18 protein-coding genes and 1 tRNA gene are annotated in these 20,607 nt (G+C 57.2%); 2 read left to right on the plus strand and 17 right to left on the minus strand.

Going from position 1 to position 20,607, the window contains the following annotated elements; genetic code table 11:
* Positions 1 to 93 precede the first annotated feature (93 nt).
* The gene (locus ACR0IK_RS04105; protein ID WP_480640547.1) at positions 94 to 975 is read left to right on the plus strand and encodes a LysR family transcriptional regulator; all 882 of its coding nucleotides are present in this window, start codon (positions 94 to 96) and stop codon (positions 973 to 975) included.
* Between the two features lie 13 nt (positions 976 to 988).
* Here ACR0IK_RS04105 and ACR0IK_RS04110 read toward each other — a convergent pair whose 3' ends face one another.
* The 6 genes from ACR0IK_RS04110 to gcvA form a co-directional block, all read right to left on the minus strand.
* Positions 989 to 1,600 (minus strand): YrbL family protein, encoded by a 612-nt coding sequence (locus ACR0IK_RS04110; RefSeq protein ID WP_480640548.1) that lies wholly within the window; start codon positions 1,598 to 1,600, stop codon positions 989 to 991.
* Positions 1,601 to 1,739: 139 nt separating this feature from the next.
* On the minus strand, positions 1,740 to 3,149 hold the full coding sequence (locus ACR0IK_RS04115) for a hypothetical protein (protein WP_480640549.1): 1,410 nt from the start codon (positions 3,147 to 3,149) through the stop codon (positions 1,740 to 1,742).
* Positions 3,146 to 3,892 (minus strand): methyltransferase domain-containing protein, encoded by a 747-nt coding sequence (locus ACR0IK_RS04120; protein ID WP_480590571.1) that lies wholly within the window; start codon positions 3,890 to 3,892, stop codon positions 3,146 to 3,148. Before ACR0IK_RS04120 ends, ACR0IK_RS04115 begins: the two co-directional genes overlap by 4 nt.
* Positions 3,893 to 3,901: 9 nt before the next feature.
* Positions 3,902 to 4,288 carry a GtrA family protein gene (locus tag ACR0IK_RS04125; RefSeq protein ID WP_480640550.1) on the minus strand — a complete coding sequence of 129 codons (387 nt, stop codon included), beginning with the start codon at positions 4,286 to 4,288 and terminating at the stop codon, positions 3,902 to 3,904.
* Entirely contained in the window at positions 4,285 to 5,244 is a 960-nt protein-coding gene (locus ACR0IK_RS04130; protein ID WP_480640551.1) for a glycosyltransferase family 2 protein, read from the minus strand. The genes ACR0IK_RS04125 and ACR0IK_RS04130 overlap by 4 nt, the downstream gene beginning before the upstream one ends.
* 319 nt (positions 5,245 to 5,563) lie before the next feature.
* Positions 5,564 to 6,436: a transcriptional regulator GcvA gene (gcvA, locus tag ACR0IK_RS04135; protein ID WP_480590562.1), complete on the minus strand. Its 873-nt coding sequence runs from the start codon at positions 6,434 to 6,436 to the stop codon at positions 5,564 to 5,566.
* Positions 6,437 to 6,559: 123 nt separating this feature from the next.
* On the opposite strand from gcvA, the gene ACR0IK_RS04140 reads away from it, so the two are divergent.
* Positions 6,560 to 7,267: an SDR family oxidoreductase gene (locus tag ACR0IK_RS04140; protein WP_480640552.1), complete on the plus strand. Its 708-nt coding sequence runs from the start codon at positions 6,560 to 6,562 to the stop codon at positions 7,265 to 7,267.
* A gap of 166 nt (positions 7,268 to 7,433) precedes the next feature.
* On the opposite strand, the gene ACR0IK_RS04145 is transcribed toward ACR0IK_RS04140, so the two are convergent.
* The 11 genes from ACR0IK_RS04145 to pyrH form a co-directional block, all read right to left on the minus strand.
* Complete coding sequence (locus ACR0IK_RS04145; RefSeq protein WP_480640553.1) at positions 7,434 to 8,204, minus strand: sulfotransferase family 2 domain-containing protein; 771 nt, start codon at positions 8,202 to 8,204, stop codon at positions 7,434 to 7,436.
* Between the two features lie 274 nt (positions 8,205 to 8,478).
* Positions 8,479 to 8,568 (minus strand) — tRNA-Ser (locus ACR0IK_RS04150).
* Positions 8,569 to 8,658: 90 nt separating this feature from the next.
* Positions 8,659 to 11,100, minus strand: a complete 2,442-nt coding sequence (locus ACR0IK_RS04155; protein ID WP_480640554.1) for a DUF3772 domain-containing protein — start codon at positions 11,098 to 11,100, stop codon at positions 8,659 to 8,661.
* On the minus strand, positions 11,100 to 12,134 hold the full coding sequence (locus ACR0IK_RS04160) for a cysteine synthase A (protein ID WP_480589858.1): 1,035 nt from the start codon (positions 12,132 to 12,134) through the stop codon (positions 11,100 to 11,102). Before ACR0IK_RS04160 ends, ACR0IK_RS04155 begins: the two co-directional genes overlap by 1 nt.
* A 69-nt stretch (positions 12,135 to 12,203) precedes the next feature.
* Entirely contained in the window at positions 12,204 to 13,310 is a 1,107-nt protein-coding gene (locus ACR0IK_RS04165; protein ID WP_480640783.1) for an NUDIX domain-containing protein, read from the minus strand.
* 40 nt (positions 13,311 to 13,350) lie between these two features.
* Complete coding sequence (locus ACR0IK_RS04170) at positions 13,351 to 13,791, minus strand: TrgA family protein (protein ID WP_480589856.1); 441 nt, start codon at positions 13,789 to 13,791, stop codon at positions 13,351 to 13,353.
* 16 nt (positions 13,792 to 13,807) lie between these two features.
* Positions 13,808 to 15,016 carry a class I SAM-dependent methyltransferase gene (locus ACR0IK_RS04175; protein ID WP_480589854.1) on the minus strand — a complete coding sequence of 403 codons (1,209 nt, stop codon included), beginning with the start codon at positions 15,014 to 15,016 and terminating at the stop codon, positions 13,808 to 13,810.
* Positions 15,017 to 15,085: 69 nt separating this feature from the next.
* A complete protein-coding gene (locus ACR0IK_RS04180) occupies positions 15,086 to 16,510 on the minus strand; it encodes a cryptochrome/photolyase family protein (protein ID WP_480640555.1) in 1,425 nt (474 codons plus the stop codon).
* A 48-nt stretch (positions 16,511 to 16,558) separates the two neighbouring features.
* Positions 16,559 to 17,785 (minus strand): aminotransferase class V-fold PLP-dependent enzyme, encoded by a 1,227-nt coding sequence (locus ACR0IK_RS04185; RefSeq protein ID WP_480640556.1) that lies wholly within the window; start codon positions 17,783 to 17,785, stop codon positions 16,559 to 16,561.
* Positions 17,786 to 18,040: 255 nt separating this feature from the next.
* Positions 18,041 to 19,627, minus strand: a complete 1,587-nt coding sequence (locus ACR0IK_RS04190) for a BCCT family transporter (RefSeq protein ID WP_480640557.1) — start codon at positions 19,625 to 19,627, stop codon at positions 18,041 to 18,043.
* A gap of 208 nt (positions 19,628 to 19,835) precedes the next feature.
* Positions 19,836 to 20,588: a UMP kinase gene (pyrH, locus tag ACR0IK_RS04195; RefSeq protein ID WP_480589845.1), complete on the minus strand. Its 753-nt coding sequence runs from the start codon at positions 20,586 to 20,588 to the stop codon at positions 19,836 to 19,838.
* Between the last annotated feature and the right edge of the window lie 19 nt (positions 20,589 to 20,607).

Here is a 20,607-nt window from a genome sequence, read left to right on the forward strand (position 1 = left end):
GTTGGTCTCCGGTAATTAGTCTTTCACCGTGAATAGACCGCCGTTAGTATGTGACTCAAATGAATGATTGTCATTTTTCAATTAGAATATGTCATGGCTAATAACATGAATGAACGTCTGGAAATCGATGCCCTTCGCGCACTGCTCGCCATCTCGGCCCACGGCGGCGTAACGCGGGCGGCGGAACATCTGGCACTGTCGCAATCGGCGGTCAGCCACAAGATACGGAGGCTGGAACACGCGTTGGACTGCGATCTTCTGGCCCGCCGCGCCGGTGGCCCGCTGTTCACCGACGCCGGTCAGCGGCTGTGCGAATACGCCCGCCGGATCACCGAACTGCATGACGAAGCCCTGGCAGCCCTGGGCAGGAAGCCCTTGTCCGGCACCATCCGCCTGGGCATGACCGAGGACACCACCACCAGCGGTATCGCCCGCATCCTGGGCCGTTTCACACGGCTGTACCCCGAAGTGCACGTTCGCACGCGAACCAGTCAAAGCCTAAACGTGCAGGCCTGGCTCAAGGCCGGTGAACTGGATGTGGCGGTCATGCAGATCTTTCGTCAGGACGTAATGCCCGACGACTTAATCCTGTTCGAAGATAACCTGCATTGGGTCAAATCGCCGGAGTTTCGTGTCGACCTAACCGCCTCGGTTCCGTTCCTGTCCTTTGACAGTCAGTGCTTTTATCGGCATTGGGGCATGGGTCACGGACCGCATAGGTTCGACAATGTTCTGGAATGCCCCAGCGCAGCCGGCATCCAGTCGGCGGTGCGCTCGGGGCTGGGCGTGGCTCTGCTGAACGGCCTGCACGTCACCCCGGATATGGAGATCATTGACGGCCTGTTCCCCACCCCGCCCAGGATTGCCTATGTCGCGCGGACGCACCTGAAAAGGCGAAACCCTGCGGCGACGGCACTGATCGAAGAAATCCGAAAAGAGGTTGAAAGCGCCATACCTTTGCGCATCGCAGGCTGAGCCCGGCGTTTTGTCACGGGACGTCCAGCCTGAACCCCTTGGTCATGCGCTCCCGGCGGCGTTGGATCGATTTGCGGAAAGCCCAATTGCTGAACAGGGCCAGCGGGAACATCACCCTTTCACCCAGACCGTCGATGATGACCAGTTTTCCACCACGCTCTTGCGCACGCACGATGTTTTCAAACCCCATATCGCCAACGACGATCTGGCCCCGTTCAAGATCGTCCAGCAACTCCATGAACTCTTGGTGCAACCGTTGACGCCCCGCCCGGTCTTTATTGAACTTCACCAGTTCAGATTGCAGAGTCGGCGCAAGTCCCCCGTCCGGTCCGGTCAGCTTTTCCACCGCGATAGCTGGCCCCAATGAAGTCGGAGCATAGCCCGCGAACCGCGCCAGACGTTCGATTTCAGGACACCCCCGGTTCAGCGCGGCGAGGTATTCATTCGCCTCGCGGTTCCATTGCCTGAGATTACCGTAGCGCCATTCCGAATAGCGCGGCAACGGGTGCTTGCGTTCCGGCTCATCAACGCGAACCTTCAACAACGCTCCCTCGATCTCAGGGTGCTGGAAAATCTTGTAATTGCGGCTTTCCCGTAAGGGAGTTAGGCCACTCAGGTCAATCATATTTACCGGGTCCTGTTAACCAAAAACGCACGCCTGTCAGGGCGATGGTTCTGAAATCAGCCCTCTACATAAATCGTTCTTAAATCCGTTACAATTGGCCTTTTACCGGCCCGACAAACGGGACGCTGATCGAACAGTTTCAGGAAACGGCGTCGGGCGCGGGCAACAGAATGAACACATCTTGTCCCTCGGGTTGGACGATCGGGACGTCTTCCGAACCTTTCGCGTCGAAAGGTGGCTCAACATCCATGCAACCCTTTGGCTTTTCGTCACAGAGGACCACCGTGGCCCCCGTCAGATAGGCCAGCCTGAGCCGCAACCCTCGGGTTTGCTGAATTGCCGCCTTCCGCGCACCGTGAATAGCCATGTAGTCGCCATAGACATATATGGTTTCAGTACCTTCCGGTACAGCGTTGGCCATTTCCTTGGTGGTGTACTGCCACGGCGGCAAAGCAAAGTACGAGGTCTTCGCAATCGCCAGCATGTTGAACAACAGCACGCACAGGATCGCGATGCGGGCAAGACTCAACCACCTGCCGCCGGACTTCGACAGATGAACAGCAACCGAGACAATACAGAACCCAAACAAAATCCACACCCAGCCCAGCGTTCGCAGCGGCACCTGAACGCCTGACATCAGGGCTTTGCCTACAAGCGGTGCCAGCCCCGCCAGAACGGCGGCAAGAACAGCAACGGCAACAAACCGGTTCCAAATGAACAAGGCCAGCCAAGCGGCCAGGAACATAAGCGGAATGACGACACCGTGCTTCGCGACGCCCCCACCCATCTGTTGGAGAGCTTTGTAGAGGTAATCCTTCTGTTTTTCGATGTTCGCCAGCAGATCGGCAAAGGAATGCACTTCGGTCGGTTCGCGCCATTGGGCGACCGGAATGCCGAAAACCCCGTGATAGATGTAGTTCAGCGAGTACACCGCCAAAACACCCAGGGCGAGGCTGACAACGAACACTCCCAGCGTGATCGCCATGCTTTTATAGGTTTTGGGCGCCTTGCGGGACAACAGAACCAGGGTAAGCAACAGAAACGGATAGGTCGTATAGGCCATAAAGGACAACGGCACTGCCACAACCAATAGAGCAAGCACCGTGCGATGCGGAAGAAAGACGACCGCCACCGCAAAAAGCGCGACCACCCAAACACCCGGCAACAGCGTATTGAACCAGAACGACATCAGATAGGCAGGGATCGAAAGAGCCACGAAAATGGCAAGAAACCCCTTGTACCAGCCATCAACTTCACGATCCAAAAGGCTCAGCGCTGTCGCGGCAGAAAAAAGCGACCATCCTGTCAGATAGAGGATAAAATGGACCGGTGATGGCAGGAAAACCGGGCGGAATTGCCACCAGTAGTTCAACCACCGCCCCTCATCCAACGTCTTCAACAACGCTGCCTTGCGCGTGCCAAGCAGCGCAGGAAAGTCATCATGCCGAACGAAAGGATCCTCGATCAACGGCAGATACACCAGGACCAGCAAAGAAAAGCACAGCACGAACAGACGTGCGAACTCATTCTCCAGGGGGCGGGTGTTCATTCCTTGCCCCCGTAGGATCGTGCAATGATCGACGCCCGAGCCTGTGCGATCGCCGTGACTGTCGTGCGCGGCAAACGGCGTACGACCATCTTCCGCAGGTTCCAGCCTAAAGAGCCCACCTCTTTCAGCGCCCCGTCAGTTTTGGTCTTCAGCACCTCGGACGGCAGCTTTGCTGCACCGGATTCGTTGGCGTAGAGCACAGAATTATAACGATACCAGGGCTCGATGCTGGTGTCGCCGAACAGCACCGGGCGCAGGCAGTCATAGGCCGTGTACCCACGGTCGGCGAACAGGTTCTGCCAGAATGAAAGCGGTTGCTCATTGATATGGAACTCGCCCCCCTGTCCCGGCACCGCTGCCGAAAACAACACCAGATCGGCATGAGTCGTCAGGCTTTGGACCAGACTGACCGAGGCCTCATTCGGCAGGTGCTCTCCGACTTCCAGCGACTGGGCCAGATCGAACCGCCGCCCAAGATCAATCGGCTGAACAAGGTCTTTACCGAAAAAAGCATCTGTGGGGATGGCCAGCCTTTCGCGGTCCACGTAGTCACCATCGACACCTGCGATATCGGTGCAGCCAGCCGCCGACCATTCCGACAGCCAGACCCCCCGACCGCATCCGAAATCGATAACGCTTTCCGGTTTGATCCACGCCTGAAGACAGCGGATCAGGCTGTTGGCGGAACGCCGCGCGCCCTGATCGATATAGTCAAAGAACTCGTTGGAATAGATATGCGACATGACTGATCTCTAGATTGAATTTCGCTCGCGATAGACCCAAAGGCGAAGGATCACAAAGTTGAGGATCGGCAGGACCACGACAACCGAGGCGGCCGAGACGGTCTCGGGCAACCCCATACGTGGCCCGATGATCCCGGTAATTGCCGAAGACACGACCAACCCGACCCCGATCATGCAAAGGAAGCGCCCGAACTGTGCCGGGATCGCCAAAGGCTTGCCAAAGGTCCAGGCGGTCTGGCCGACATACTGGATCAGGATGGCAGATCCAAAGGCAATCAGGTTGGCGATCCAGGGTGAACCCAACAGGTGAAGCAACCCCAGATAAACCACCATGTAATAGGCAGCCACCCCGGTCCCGACGACCGCAAAACGAAATATGCGGCGGCGTTCGGTCATTGTTGTCTTGCTATGTGTTCTACGACGGGCTCGACCGCATCCCCGGCTTGCTCGTCGACAAAGAACAGCGGCCGGCCCTTGGCCTCGACATAAAGACGGCCCAGGTATTCACCCATGATGCCAAGAGTCAGCAACTGAATGCCCGAGAAAAAGCTGATGATCAGAACGGTCGAGGCCCAACCGGCGACCGTATTGTACAGAATGAGTGATCCGAACACGTAGACGGCCATAAGGGCGGCAACAATGAGGGTCAGAAAGGCCATTCGCGTCGCGATCTGAAGCGGCTTGATCGAGAAGCTTGCCAACGCGTCAAAGGCGAACCGGATCATCTTGGAGAGCGGGTATTTGGTTTCGCCGGCCACACGCGGATCGCGGATATATTCGATGCCGATCTGCCGGAACCCGGCCCAGGCGAACATCCCACGGATGAAACGCGCGCGTTCAGGCATTTGCAGCACCGCGTCCAACGCCCGACGGGTGACCAGACGAAAATCGCCGGTATCGTTGGGAATCGGCACATCGGACAGCCTGTTCAGTACACGATAAAACCCGTGGGCTGTCACCTTCTTGAACCAGCTTTCACCCTTCCGTTCACTGCGGCGCCCGTAAACAACGTCATAGCCGCGATCCATCATCGCCATCATGTCCGACAACAACTCGGGCGGGTCCTGCAAATCGGCGTCGAGCATGAATATCCGCTCGCCCTTGGCTGCCATCAGACCCGCTGTCAGGGCTACCTGATGGCCGCGATTCATCGACAGTTTCAGACCACGGATCGCGGCATGGTCCTTGCACTGCGCGCAGATCGCGTTCCACGTATCATCGGTCGATCCGTCATCGACCAGCACGATCTCGGAGTCGCCCTGCCAAGCTTCGGTTGCAGCGATCAACCGTTCGACCAGCATGGGTATCGAGGCCTCTTCGTTCATGCAGGGGACGACAACGGACAATAACATTGAACCTCCGACCGAGTTTTTCGTCCGAATTCGCGCGATCAGATCGCATTTTTTTTCGGAACTGGCTGCTCGTATTTTTTGTTTCACTTTTAGTTGCGGCTCTTGATATCCCAACAATCGGCTTTCGCTAATTGGTTGGCACGAGATTTCGGGGGGTCGTTACCGTCGCGACACATAAACCCGGCCCGAAAACCTGCGATGAAGGTGACCGCACTTTATTCTGCCACTGTTTTGCACCCGGGATATGGCAGCAATAGGCCTTTCTTGCGTCATTGATCGGGTGTTCGCACGTCGTGATGCCTGATTAATCCAAGGTGTGTCAGACCTGCGCACGCAGCCATGCACGTACGGCGGCAACGATCCGTAGATTTCTGGGGGCACGCGGGATAACGACGTGATACCCCTCCTGCACCTCGGTCGAAAACGAGACGGGCTGGCACAGTCGCTTTGCCCGGAGATCACCCTCAACAAATTCACGGTTGGCCAACGCCACACCCTGCCCGGCAATCGCGGCATCGATGGCCAGAGAGGTCTGGCTGAACACCATGGTTTTCAAACCGGCTGGCGGCACTTCGCCCAGTGCGGCCTCCAGAAACAGGGGCCACTGGCCATGCGTATCTTCCAGCAGGATATGGTCGAGCAAATCTGCGGGTGACCGGATTGGACTGCCTCCCGAAGCCAGATCGGGATGGCACACTGTAATCAGGTCGGCGGCAAACAAAGGCTCAGAGATCAGCCCCGGCCCAAACGGAGGCTTCCCTTGCCGCACCGCGATATCCACCCCATCCGTTTGAAAGTTTGCCAGCGCGTTTGACGCGTCCAGACGGAGCCGGATGTCCGGATGATCCTGCGAAAACGCTCCCAGTCTTGGCACCAGCCAGCGTGTAGCAAAAGACGGTGTCGTACTGATTGTAGCAACGGCGCTCTGCGGCGACAGATTGGCTGTTGCCTCGGTCATCACGTCAAAGGCCCGGCGGATCGGAGCAAGGTATTTCCGACCTTCATCCGTCAGGGATAAACCTCTGGGCTTTCGGTCGAAGAGTTTAATATTCAACAGTTCCTCTAACGACCGAACATGTTGAGCAACAGCACCCTGCGTGACGCCAAGCTCCTCAGCAGCACGGCTGAAATTCAGATGGCGCCCAGAGGCCTCAAAAGCCTTGAGCGCATTCAAGGGCGGTAATTTGCGCACTACCCGAACATCCTATTCAATAGATTTTCTACAGGATTAAGGCAGAATTACTGATTGGTCAAACGTCGCGCCTCACACCATGTTGGTTTCTGAGCATTTGCATTAATCGAACGGAGGTGAAACATGTCTGAGAGGAAAGTCGCGATCATCATGGGCGGCGGTAGCGGCATGGGGGCGGAAAGCGCGCGACGACTGGCGGCCGAAGGGTTCAACGTCGCAATCCTGTCGTCCTCAGGAAAAGGAGAAGCCCTGGCTGCCAATCTTGGTGGCATTGGCGTAACCGGCACCAACCGGTCCAGCGCAGATATGCAAATACTGGTGGATGCGGTCCTGGACAAATGGGGCCGCGTGGATGTGTTGGTAAACTCGGCCGGGCACGGTCCCCGCGCGCCAGTTCTGGAAATCAGCGACGAAGATTGGCACGAGGGGATGGAGGTCTATTTCCTGAACGCCGTACGCGCCACGCGGATCGTCGCGCCCATCATGATTGGTCAGAAATCCGGCGCGATCATCAACATCTCAACCTTTGCCGCGTTCGAGCCGGACCCGGTCTTCCCAACCTCGGGCGTGATGCGCGCGGGACTTGCAGCCTATGCCAAGCTGTTTGCCGACAAATACGCCCCCGACAACGTGCGGATGAACAATGTGCTTCCGGGTTTCATCGACAGTCTGCCCGAAATCCCGGAATGGAAGGCCCGCATCCCGATGGAGCGCTATGGCAAGGCCTATGACGAGATCGCCGCCACCGTCGCCTTTCTTGCCTCGGAGGGTGGGGGATACATCACCGGCCAAAACATCCGCGTCGACGGCGGCATCACACGATCAGTCTGACGTCGGCCACGCTAGCGCAATGAAATGGGTGGGATGGCAGTATAGTCAGACAAATTACAACCAGTCTCAGGGGAAACGATCAGCCGTTCTTTCTTTTAACCTCAACAGGTCAGATATTTCTCGACGTTTTTCTCCGAACTCGCTGGCAAATGCCCAAAAGGGTAACTCAGCCGGCAAAGCGCTTCTGGAACCGCGACCATAGTGTCGATTTCACCGGGTCGAGATCAATCTTTCCACCTGCCCTCTCATACAACTCACGGTCAGCACAGTGCCTTTCGACCAGTTTGGCATGTGTAGCCCTCGAAAGGTCTTGTTTTGTCTTAAGGCGCTGGTCACCCACTAAGTCTGATGTCCGATTCCTAATCTCCGTTTCCACGGGAGGACATCCAAATTCCTTTTCAAGAACGCTCGAGACTCCGTGGATTGAGTTTTCAATCGGAAACACCGTGAATCTCTTCAACATATTGTCAATGCTCACCCACGGGTCATCCATTAGATATCTTGACTGGAAGTTTTCCGGCACGTCCAACGCAAATTCATCCAGAGACTGTGTGACTTCATATGAAGTGCCCTTCAGGTGCGGGTTTAACAACTGATAGTTGTAGTTACTGACTATTCTTGCAACGGGCTCTCTGACGCTTGCAGCCATCAGGATCTTCCCACCGTAAAATAGCTTTCTGGCGGTACGATTTCTAAGAAACACACCAATAGGAAGGTGTCCGACAATCGCTTTGTACCTTCTTAACTCTTGGGGTTCTAAATCCGCAAAATCTAACGGCGAAACATCAGCACCGAATGCAGGATCCCATACCTTTAGGCAATTCTCCCAACCAAAGGCCTGCTGGATCAAATTGCATATCGTTTGACCTCCAGTCTTTTGGATGTGGCAAAAGAACAAAACTCGGTCTTCCAAAGTAGCCTCCTCGACTGTGGCCACGCGTGTTACGTTGCAAAGGCTCAACAGTCAATCATCGCTCGCAACCAAGTCTAAGCTATTTCCGAACATCCACTTTGCGTGCAAATCCATTCAGCACTTTCACATTATTTCTCGGGAGCGCCCCAAGCCCACTCACTCAGGTGAGATGGAAGTCAAAAGACCGGGTTTACCGTTCGTAGTACAGATGTCTGCAATGTAGTCAGCCAACCGAAAGCAACTGCTATGGCGAGATAGAATCGACCACAATAATGGCAGGGACCTCAGCTGGGGTTTGTGGCGGAGAGACAGGGATTCGAACCCTGGAGACGGTTTCCCGCCTACACACTTTCCAGGCGTGCGCCTTCGACCACTCGGCCACCTCTCCGTGGGCGCGATATTTGGACCATCGCCGGGGGATTTGCAAGGGGCGATTAAAGCGAAAATTCAACCTTCCGCACATCCGCCACACACGCGGTTAAACCTCGTCGCCGTCCCCGTCGCTCAGATCGGCCTCGGTCATCTCGACGGGTGCTGAGGATGGCGGATTTGAAGACGGTTTCGCCGTGTCGCTCTCTGGTTTCTGCTGCAGTACCGATGGTTTACCCTCCAAGGCCTCAGGGTTGCGCAGCCAGACATCGCGCTGCGCGAACGGGATCTCGATCCCTTCCTCGACAAAGCGGCGATTGATCTCGTGGTTCATGTCGGACTTCACCGACAGAACCCAGTTCACGTCACGCAGAATGGCACGAATCTCGAAGTCCAGTGAATCTGCACCGAAACCCTGAAACACCACGCTGGGAGCCGGATGCGCCAGCACCATCGGGTGCGAGTTCGCTACCTCCCCTAGGATTTTCTCTACCATGCGGGTGTCGGTACCATAGGCCACTCCCACCGGCACGATGACCCGCCCAATGGTGTTGCCGCGGGTGTAGTTCGTGACTACGCCGCTGATTAGGTCGGAGTTCGGGACGATCACGTCGGTCCGGTCAAACGTCTCAATCCGCGTAGATCGCACCGAGATGTCGCGCACATAGCCCATCATCCCGTTCACATCGATCCAGTCCCCTTTCGAGATCGGACGTTCGACCAACAAGATAATGCCCGAGACGAAATTTGATACGATGGTCTGCAGGCCGAAACCGATACCAACCGACAGCGCACCGGCGACGATGGCCAGCGACGACAGGTCGAACCCGGCCACCATGATGGCGACCAGCGCCGCAAGGAATATCCCGACATAACCGGTGCCCGCCGCAATTGCGTTCTGCCCGCCCGGATCGATGCTGGTTTTCGGCAGCAGCGAATTGCGAAGGCCGCTTTGCAGCAACCGTGTCAAGCCAAAGCCGATGGCGAACACCACCAGGAAGGTAAAGAAGTTGCTGGGTGAAATCGTGACGCCACCGATGTCAAACCCTAGCAGCAGTCGAGACCAGACTTCGAGCAGGTCGGTTCGCCGCGCGCCCCAGTACAGCGCCAGAATCGGCAGGGTCAGGATGGCGATGGCAAAGCCGGCCAACACTGAAAACAGCGAGTCCCGCGCGGACTCACCCTGCCCGCTCAGCCAACCATAAACCGAGGTCAGGAATCGGTGGAAGATCGCCAGCGCCGCAAAAAGCACCAGCGTTTTCACCGCCGGGAAAACAATCGCCTCGGCCGCATTGGTATAGCCGACGAGCGCTAGAATCGGGCTTGCCATCCCCAACAGGAATAGAGCGCGGCGCAGAAACTCGATGATCTGAGTAAGACCGGCACCGCGTGGCGTTTCACTAGCTTCGGCGTCGTCCTCCGCCGGCCTGCTGGTTCGTATACGGCGGATACGCAGCAGGATCATAGCGGTGCCAAAAACCACCGGAAAGCTGATGACTGCCCGAGTTGCGTCTGAAATGTTCTCGATCTGATCGAACAACAGCCCGAATTCATATGCGATCAAAAAGATCGCCAGAATATCAAGATACACCCGCAGCTCGGTGACATTCTTGCGGGACAGGCGATTGAAGTTCTGCGCCGCCTGCGCCAGATACAGCTGACGTCCGATCCAGTCATAGTAAAAGATAAGGGCGGCCCAATATGGCACGTTCTGGATCAGCAATGTGCCGCGCAGCCCCAGAAGACCGGTCATGATGATCGCCTGAACCAGCAGCCAAACACCCAGCCATGGCAGCAGTATGCGCAGCAGCGAAACCAGAAACGACCAGACGCCGATACCGCGCCCGCCAAGGCTGCGCATGTATTCACCCGCGGCCTCGGACCAGTAGCGCCCGTAATACAGCAACACAGCCGCAGCGAGGGTCAGGAACAGGATACCCAGACCGCGATCCCGCAGACGGTCCTGTACGATATTGGCCTTCAGGTTTTGTACCGACTCACCAATCAGGCCGCGTACGGATTCGACAATGTCGGTCCAGGCCGGACCCCAATAAACCGGGTTGATCGGAGATGGTCCGCGTTCTAGCAGCTCTTTTTTCTGCCTGTCGCGCAACAACCGGTCGATCTCGCTGATCAGACCGTTGGCGCGGCTGAAGGCCTCTTCCGAGATGATCCGCGGAACCTGCAGGCTGGTCAGTTGATCCTCAAGGTGGGCCCGCAATTTGGCGATTTCTTCGGGCTCGGTCGCGTCGCCTTCGGGCGCGGGTCCAAGCGCCTTGATCTGGGCATCCAGCGTCTGGATGCGATCCGTATTGGCACTGCGCGCCTGGTTAAAACGTTCACGATAGTTGTGGATTTCGGACCGCAGGTTCTCCAGCGCCGCGTTCGACGTTCTGTCGGCTTCGATCTCGGTCTCGGCACGGTCCGCCGTTGCCAGCCAATTCTGGTAGAACTCGCTTTGCTGATCGGTCAGCTCGGCTGCCACTGGGCCGCCCAGCATGGCAAAGCAAACCAGAAAAAGCGCTAGAAACAGGCGGACCTGCCGCAGCATCATACGTCCTCGAACACGCCGGGGATGCTGCGTGGGGCTTCGGTCATCCAGTCCGGCACCGGCAGCTCTTTTTCACGCAGGAATTCAGGGTTGAACAGTTTCGACTGGTAGCGCGTGCCATAGTCACACAGGATCGTCACGATGGTATGACCCGGCCCCAGATCCTTGGCCAGACGCACGGCACCGGCCATGTTGATTGCAGTCGAGCCACCCATGACCAGACCTTCTTCGCGCAGCAGGTCAAAGATGTAAGGCAACGCCTCGTTGTCAGTCATCTGATAGGCATAGTCGGGCTTGAACCCTTCGAGGTTCCTGGTGATCCGCACCTGTCCGATACCTTCAGCGATCGAGCTGCCCTCCATCGCGATCTCACCGGTGGTGTAGTAGGAATAGAGCCCCGCCCCCATCGGATCGACCAAAGCGATCTTCACGCCTTTGGGCTGCAGCGCGTCGGCCACACCGGCCAGCGTACCGCCCGAGCCGACCGCGCTGACAAAGCCATCCACTTTGCCGTCTGTCTGTTCCCAAATCTCCGGACCGGTGGTTTCGACATGGGCCTGACGATTGGCAACGTTGTCGAACTGGTTTGCCCAGATCGCACCATTGGGTTCTGTCTGCGCCAGTTCCTCGGCCAGGCGACGCGAGTAATGCACAAAGTTATTCGGGTTTCGGTACGGAGCGGCCGGAACCTGCACCAGCTGGGCGCCCGCCAGTCGCAGCATGTCTTTCTTTTCTTCCGACTGGGTTTCCGGGATCACGATCACCGTCTTGAACCCCATCGACGCGCCGACCAGCGCCAGACCGATGCCGGTGTTACCCGCTGTACCTTCGACAATTGTTCCGCCGGGTTTCAGCTCACCACGCGCGACAGCGTCACGGATGATGTAAAGCGCCGCGCGATCCTTGACCGACTGACCCGGGTTCATGAACTCGGCCTTGCCGAGTATTTCGCACCCGGTCTCTTCACTGATGCGCTTCAACCGGATCAGCGGTGTTTTCCCGACTGCGTCGGCAAGGTCTCGTGCAATGCGCATGGCGCCCTCATATCATTACGTATCAACGAAGATTTACAGATGCCGTGCGACAACCACAAGCGGCGATCCTCACCCCCGCAGACGGTCACGATGCCGGGCCAACCAGTTGGCCAGCGACAGCAGAGGTAAATCCTTGAATTCGTTGCTGTCTACCTTCTGCATAAAGGTGTCATAGGGCAGGATTTGCGTGCGAATATCCTCGCCTTCGGATTCCAGCCCGCCGTTGTCGATGGTCCGGGTCAGATCACCCAGTCCAACATAGAGGTAGATATACTCGGTCGACGACCCGCTTGAGGAATAGGCCCCACCTGCGTATTCCAACGCGTCCAGTGTGACCTGCGCCTCTTCCTGCGCTTCACGGTATGCAGCCTGTTCCGGGGACTCTCCGGGGTCGATCATGCCAGCAACCGGTTCCCACATCCACGGCTCGGGGTCGTCGATCAAAAAAACCGGCGCTCGGAATTGCTCGACCAGCAGAACAGCATCACGGACCGGGTCATAGGGCAGCACGACCACGGCGGCCCCTTGCATCAGTCCGCTTCGGTGCAGAACCGGCCCCATGGTCCCGTCATGCTGACGGTGCTGAACCTCCAGTTCTTCGATGCCGAAATAGTTTACATAGGCGCGCTTGTGGCTTTGCACGATAACGTCCATGGCCGTGTCGCGCGGATCACCTGTCCGACGCTTACGCGCAGCCAGTCTGGCCCATGCGCGGGTACGAATAGGCGCGAAATTGCGAGCAATCGTTGCCGCATCGACCCTGCCGTAATAGGCAAGCTCTTCCTGTGCGGCCAGCAGAGTCACTTCGGACCATTCATCGACCCAACCCTGAAGTGACCACGGCCCCTCCGGGGTCCAGAGACCCGGCTCGGGAAAGAACACGCTGGTACCAGCCTTTGATCCGTCCGCAAGCAGGACATTTTGCGGACTGAGATCATAGTCAAACCCGCCTTCGTAGTAGGCCAGCCTGTTCAGGTCCTCTTGGGTAAATCCCTGCACGAGCAGACCTTCGGCCTCGCTGCCTTTCTGCGGCAAGATCATCGGAAAAGCCTGCCCAGCAACGGCGTAAACTGCGTGATCTGGCAGGCTGGCCTGCGACACCGTCAATTGCGACAAAGGGCGGCCAATCACAAGCTCAAGCAGCGGCTGATGCCTGAGCGTGCCATAAAAAAACATATCGGACACTGGATTGAAACTCGCGCTGAAATCCGGAGGATTATCGCCAGCGGCGGCTGGCTTCTTCGGTTGCAAGACCGGCGATAAGTGCTCCGATCAGCAAAGTCCACAGAATTTCCGGCGCCAGCAGAAACTGGCTGTATTCGATCCCGTTTTTGAAAATACCGATCAGGGCATCGAACGGCCCATCATACCGATGGCGCATGGCCAGGCGGAACATCTCATTGCAGCCCTGTACAAATAGACCCCAGAATACAAGTGCGGCGATGCCTGTCAGCCCGTTATTGACCGCACCGGTCCAGCCCCTGCCAACGCGCTTTCCCATGATCATCCAGCCACACACCAACCCAATGATCATGTTGACTGTCGTGAACGCGCCATAATCCTTACCCTCTTCGCCGTTGTCGATGATCATGCCTGAAACGATAAAGGCCACCACCAACAGGCAAATTGCAGCAACGAGACGCGGAGCACTAGGCATTCGGTATTTCCGTTTGTTAACTGGGTTTTGCTATAGTGATCTGTGTCACATCGCAGTTACCAGTGTCAAAGGCTGCGCCGCATGCGGTCAAATAATAATTCCACATGCGGCGGAAACGCTCATCAAACCCCATTTCGGCAATTTCGTCCCATTTTTCGTTAAACGTATCGTACCAACGGCGCAGCGTCAGATCATAGCTTTTGCCAAATTCCCGAGATTTCACCACGTTCAACCCCGCCTCCGAGACCTGCTCTTTCAGGATTGAAGGTGTCGGAAGCATTCCACCCGGAAAGATATATTTCTGAATAAAATCAACGCCGTTCTTGTAAATGTCCCAACGGTGATCTGCAACGGTGATGATCTGTAACGTCGCATGTGCACCGGGTTTCAGACGCTCGCGCACGGTTTCGAAATAAACCGGCCAGTATTTTCGTCCGACGGCTTCGAACATCTCGATCGAGGCGATCCCGTCATATTGGCCCTGCTCATCGCGGTAATCCTGCAACTTGAGTTCAACAAGGTCGGAAAGTCCCGCTTTTTCAATGCGCTGCCGCGCAAAATTCAACTGTTCCTGGCTGATCGTCAGACCTGTGACCCGAAGGCCACGTTCTTTCGCGGCATATTCGGCGAAACCACCCCAGCCGCAGCCGATCTCAAGGATGTGATCGCCGGGCTTTGCGCCCATTTCATCGACGAGGCTGGCGTATTTCGCAGTTTGCGCCTTTTCCAGACTTTCCTGCCCTGTCTCGAACAACGCGCTGGAATAGGTCATCGTCTCATCCAGCCACAAACCGTAGAAGTCATTCCCCAAGTCGTAATGATAAGAGATGTTCTTTTTGGCCTGTCGACGATGGTTCCGATGCAGCCAGAAACGCAGCCGTTCGTAAGCCTGCACCAGGAACTTACCGGTGAAATCGTCATATACAGTCTCGGTGCCCAGATGCACCAGATCCATGAAGGATCGCAGATCCGGGGTGCTCCAGTCGCCTTCCAAGTAGGCGTCGGAAAAGCCCAGTTCTCCTTCGCGGATCAGTCGAGCAAAAACGTCCGGGTCGTGGATATCAACCCGAGCGACCGGCCCGGGTTTGGACCCTTCGGACCGAAAAATTCGGCCGTCGGGCAACGCAATATCCATCCGACCGGACTCCATCCGGTTCAGCATCTTGAAAACTTGACCAAAGTACCTGGGCAGGTCTTTCTGCCCTTCCGTTGTCGTTAGGATCATCCGCTCTCCCCTGTGCGGCCTTGGTTCAAAGCTAGGTCGAGTTTGTGTTTATGGCAAGTTTTCAGTTCCTTACCCGGTTTTTCGGCCATCATAGGCCGCCAAAGCCCGCGCCCGGCCAACGGCAAGATCGACTATCGGCTCCGGGTATTCAGATGTGGGATCAAGCGCCCATGAGCGTGGCACCGCTTTAAAGTACGACAGTGCACTAGCCGAGGGCGTAGCCTGCCCTTCGGCAATCCAACGTTTAAAACAGGCTCTGTAAGGGTCGAATTTTTCCTGTTGAGTCTGCGGGTTAAATATCCGGAAGAACGGCGCGGCATCAGGCCCCGAGCCTGCAACCCACTGCCACCCCATCGCATTTGACGCTGGGTCCCAATCGATCAGACACTCAGCAAACCAGTCCATACCGATTTTCCAGTGCGTCATCAAATGCTTGGTCAGATAGCTGGCCACGATCATGCGGGCCCGGTTATGCATGCGACCGGTCACATACATCTGCCGCAAGCCGGCATCCACCGCCGGAACGCCGGTGCGACCCCGTTGCCACGCGACGACTTCGGGGTGGCCTGCATCCGTATTCCACGGGAAAGCGTCCCATTCCTGTTTCCAGTTTTTGGTCAGCAAGTGCGGTGCGTGGAACATCAGATGATAGGCAAACTCGCGCCAGACCAGTTGGCGCAGGTAGGCCTCGGTGCCCTGCGCACCCGTCATTGCCGCACGCTGGACCGCATGCCAGACGCTGCGCGGACCGATCTCGCCCAAGGACAGATATTCGGACAAATCCGATGTGCCATCCAAATCCAGACGATCCCGATCTGCTGAATAGCCTGAGATTCGGTCCAAAAACCCGTGCAGAGCCTCAAAAGCCGCATTTTCACCAGGCCGCACATATGCGGCAACAATTTCTGCCCCGCGATTCATTTCCCGACCCAATTTCCATGCGGCCAGATCATCGGACCCTGGCCATTTCCGAGGCGCCGGGATCGCCAAAGGCGCAGCCTCGGGAGCGGCAACGTCCCGCCTCTGAACAGCCCGCCACATCGGAGTGAAAACCCGGAAGGGCTGACCGGTCTTGGTGGCCACGGTCCACGGCTCGAACAACAAATGGCCCGCAAAGGACGTGGCCTCGATACCCGGCCCATTCAGAGCCGATTTGATACGGGTGTCGCGGGCAGTTGCGTCCGGATCATAGGTCCGGGACCAGTAAACAGCGGTCGCCCCAGTTTCCTCGATCAGGTTCAGCAATTCAATCAAAGCGTCCCCGCGCCGCAGGATCAAGCGACTGCCAGCCTTTCCAAGGGACTGGGCCAAGACCTCGAGCCCAAGCCCAAGACGCCATTTTGGTGCCGCGCCCAATGCCTCGACAAGGTCGTCCAGAATAAAGACCGGAATGACAGGACGCCCAGTTCGAACCGCAGCACTTAGCGCGGGATGGTCCGACAGGCGCAAGTCCCGCCGGAACCACATGATGATCGGAGATTGAGTGTTTTTCATATCCGCCCGGTTGTTTTCTTCGCATTACGAAGCCGAACGAAAACCGGATCACAAAACAGCGTCAAGTGCGTTCAATAACTGATCAATTTCCTGTTGAGAGGTATAGTGCGTAAAGCTGACCCGCAGCACACCTAGAGTCGCATCCACTCCCATCGCCTGCAGCGGGCGCACGGCGTAGAAATCACCGCCACCCGCCATGACCCCGTGATTTGCGAGATCGGCCGCGACGGCTTCGGCGTTCCGGTTCAGGGCCAGTGCAACGGTTGGCGCGCGGCGTGTTGCGTCCGATGTCCCTATCAGTCGAACAGTATTGCGATCCTTGACCGCGTCCAGAACCGGTTGCAGCAAGGCCACTTCCTGACTGCGCATCAGGTCATGCACGAACGCTCCGCGTTGGGTTGCACCCCCGACGGGTCCATTGTGGTGATCACACAGCAGATCGACATAGTCCGCCATACCCGCGCTGGCCGCGATCTGCGCGTGATCGGGTCCTGCCGGTGTGAACCGCTTGTAAAGCACATCGCCGTTGAAAAAATGCGCCTGATTGGGCAGCAATTCCCCAAGAGATCGTCGGATCACCATGCAGCCCTGATGCGGGCCATAAGTTTTGTAGGCCGAGAACAGGTAGATATCCGGCCCCAGATCACCGACATTCGGAAACCCATGCGGCGCGTAGGACACGCCGTCCACGCAGACAAACGCCCCCGCCGCGTGGGCAATGGCAGTGATGTCCGTGACCGGGTTGATCTCTCCAATCACGTTTGAGCAATGCGGAAAACAAACCAGCCGGACTTTTTCATCCAATAGGTTTTCAAGGTCCTGCGGGTTCAGCGATCCGGTTTCCGGGTCAATCTGCCATTCGCGGATTTCGATCCCGTCCTCGGCGAGACGCCGCCATGGTCCGGAATTGGCCTCGTGATCCTGATTGGTCACCACGATGGCTTCACCGGGTTGCATCCACTGCCTAAACGCCTGCGCAAGCACATAGGTGTTTTGCGTTGTAGAAGGCCCAAAGCTTAGCTCATCAGCATCCACACCCAAAACCGCAGCCATGCGGGTGCGGGCATCATCCATCTCTTCTCCGGCCAAACGACTGGCGTCATAGGGGCCATAGGGCTGCACCTTGCGCTGTGTGTAATAGCGCGTAAGCCTGTCCAGTACAGGCTTGCAGGTGTACGACCCGCCCGCATTTTCAAAGAACGCCTGTCCTTGCAGACTGGGCTCGGAAAAAGCCGGGAACTGAGCCCGAACGAAATTGATATCCAGAGTGCTCATGGCACACCTCTCCTCATTCATGCAGCTTGTTCCGATACGATGCCCGCGCATGATTTCGGACAACTCGGAAATCACGGCAGGTCTTCCAGCCCAACCACAGCCTCGGTTGAAACCAAAGACATGGGCAGTCTTTCCGGGCAGAACGGGCCACCCTAAGGACGCGGGTACTTAGACAAGGACGAGGATATCGGTCAACCCGGCCCGAAAGAAAAAAGCCCCGACGCATGGCCGGGGCTTTTCGTGATAAGGCTTAACTCAGCGGCGGCGCTTTTCGTTCGCCAAACCGATGAAAATCGATACGCACATAAGCACCAGCACGATCGCAAACGGAAAACCGGTTGCAATCGCGGCGGCCTGCAAGGCGCCAAGCCCGCCGCCCAGCAACAGCACGACAGCAATCGCACCCTCAAGGATGCACCAGAACACGCGCTGCGCCGTCGGGGCATCGGTTTTGCCGCCTGCTGTGATCGTATCGATCACCAGCGAACCCGAGTCCGAGCTGGTCACGAAGAACACGACAACCAGGATGATGCCAACAAAGGACAGCAGGCCAGTCATCGGGAAGGCTTCGAACATCTTGAACATCTTCAGCTCAAGCGCCGCGTCCGACAGGCCCTGCCCCGAACCGGACATCACCTGATCCAGCGCCGCGCCACCGAATACGCTCATCCACAGCGCGCCGACTACCGTTGGGATCAGGATCACGCAGGTCACGAATTCGCGAACGGTCCGGCCACGCGAAATGCGGGCGATGAACATGCCAACAAAAGGCGACCAGGAAATCCACCACGCCCAATAGAAGGTGGTCCAACCTTGCATGAAGTTGGTGTCTTCGCGACCGACCCAGTTAGACAGAGCAGGCAACGCAATGAAGTACTCGATCATGCTGTCGAAAAAGCCGGTCAGAATTGCGACGGTCGGGCCAACGATCAGCACCAGAAGCAGCAGAGCTGCGGCCAGGATCATGTTGGCTTCGGACAGGCGTTTAACCCCCTTGTCGAGCCCGGCAACAACCGAGATCAGAGCAAACACCGTGATCAGCCCGATCAACAGCACTTTCATGCCATCGGTAATCGGAACGTCGAACAGATAGTTCAGACCGGCCAGCGCCTGCGTCGCACCCAGACCCAGCGAGGTCGCCAGACCGAAGATGGTGGCAAATACCGCCAGAACGTCAATGATGTGCCCCAGCGGACCCCAGGTCGCCTCGCCAAACAGCGGGTAGAACACCGAACGCATGGTCAGCGGCAGACCCCGGTTAAAGCTGAAAAAGGCCAGCGCCAGCGCCACGACGGCATAAACGGCCCAGGGGTGCATACCCCAATGGAATATGGTCGCAGCCATCGCCAGCTTTTTCGAGGCTTCCGGGTCTTCCAGCCCTGCCCCCAACGGCGCCCAGTCGGTGCGCAACCCTTCTTCACCGACGGCAACACCGCCAATCGATGACCCATAGTGCGAGATCGGCTCGGCCACGCCCCAGAAAACCAAGCCGATGCCCATGCCCGCAGCAAACAGCATCGAGAACCAACCGGCATAGCTGTAGTCCGGTTTGGCATCGTCGCCACCCAGGCGGATCGAGCCAAAAGGCGTGACGATCAGCAGCAGCGAAAACGCCACAAAGATGTTGGCCGCGATCATGAACACCCAGTCGAACTGGCTGGTCAGTGCCGGACGAAGCCACCCAAAGAATTCGCTCGCCTGCTCGCGGAACACGAGCGAGAAAAACACGAATGCAATGATGGTAAGCCCTGAAACGGCAAAAACAGGATTGTGAACGTCCAGTCCCATGATTTGGACGTTATCCTGACCGGCTTCATAGTCGGTCTCCGAGTTTTCGGACATAGTTCCTCTTCCTTCCTTCTTCGATGCTCAGGACATTCAATATCCCTTGCCGAAGAGGGTTGGCTGAGAAGACCACATATATAGAGAAAACGACAAAGCTCGCAAAAAACGTTTTGCGGATTGTGTCTGTTGCGAGCCTGCAGAATCGTCATCACCGCACAGAAATGGCCGGGATGAAAACCCGGCCCGCACATTCAATTTGTTCGAACTAGCCCTGAACTTTGGTGTAGGTGCCTTCACCCGCCAGAATGCCCCGGAAGCCGCCGGGCTCATCCAGACCAAAGACAATCAGCGGGAGGTTGTTGTCCCGCGCCAACGCGATGGCCGAGGCATCCATTACGCGCAGCCGCTTGGCCAACACGTCATCGTAAGTGACCGTGTCATACCGCACCGCGTCCGCGTGTTCTTTGGGGTCTTTGTCATAAACGCCGTCCACACCGTTCTTACCCATAAAGATCGCCTCACACGCCATCTCGTTGGCCCGCAAAGTAGCAGCCGTATCGGTGGTGAAATACGGGTTGCCGGTCCCGGCGGCAAAGATACAAACGCGCTTCTTTTCAAGGTGCCGTACGGCCCGTCGGCGGATGTAGGGCTCGCAGACCTCATCCATACGAATGGCCGAGATGACGCGGGTGAACACGCCGATCTCTTCCAATGCCGACTGCATACCCAGCGCGTTCATTACAGTTGCCAGCATTCCCATATAGTCAGCGGTTGTGCGCTCCATCCCCTGTGCCGAGCCGCTGAGACCGCGGAAGATGTTGCCACCTCCGATCACCATACAGATCTCAACGCCCAGATCGTGCACCGACTTGACCTCTTGCGCGATACGCTGAACCGTGGGCGGGTGCAGGCCAAACCCCTGATCCCCCATCAGTGCCTCGCCCGAGATTTTCAGCATCACGCGGCTGTACTTTGTTTTGGGGGTCTCGGTGGTTTCGAGTGTTTCGGTCAGGCTCATGTTGCGCTCCGGGCTGGCA

This window comes from Ruegeria sp. BF7, from assembly GCF_056538605.1.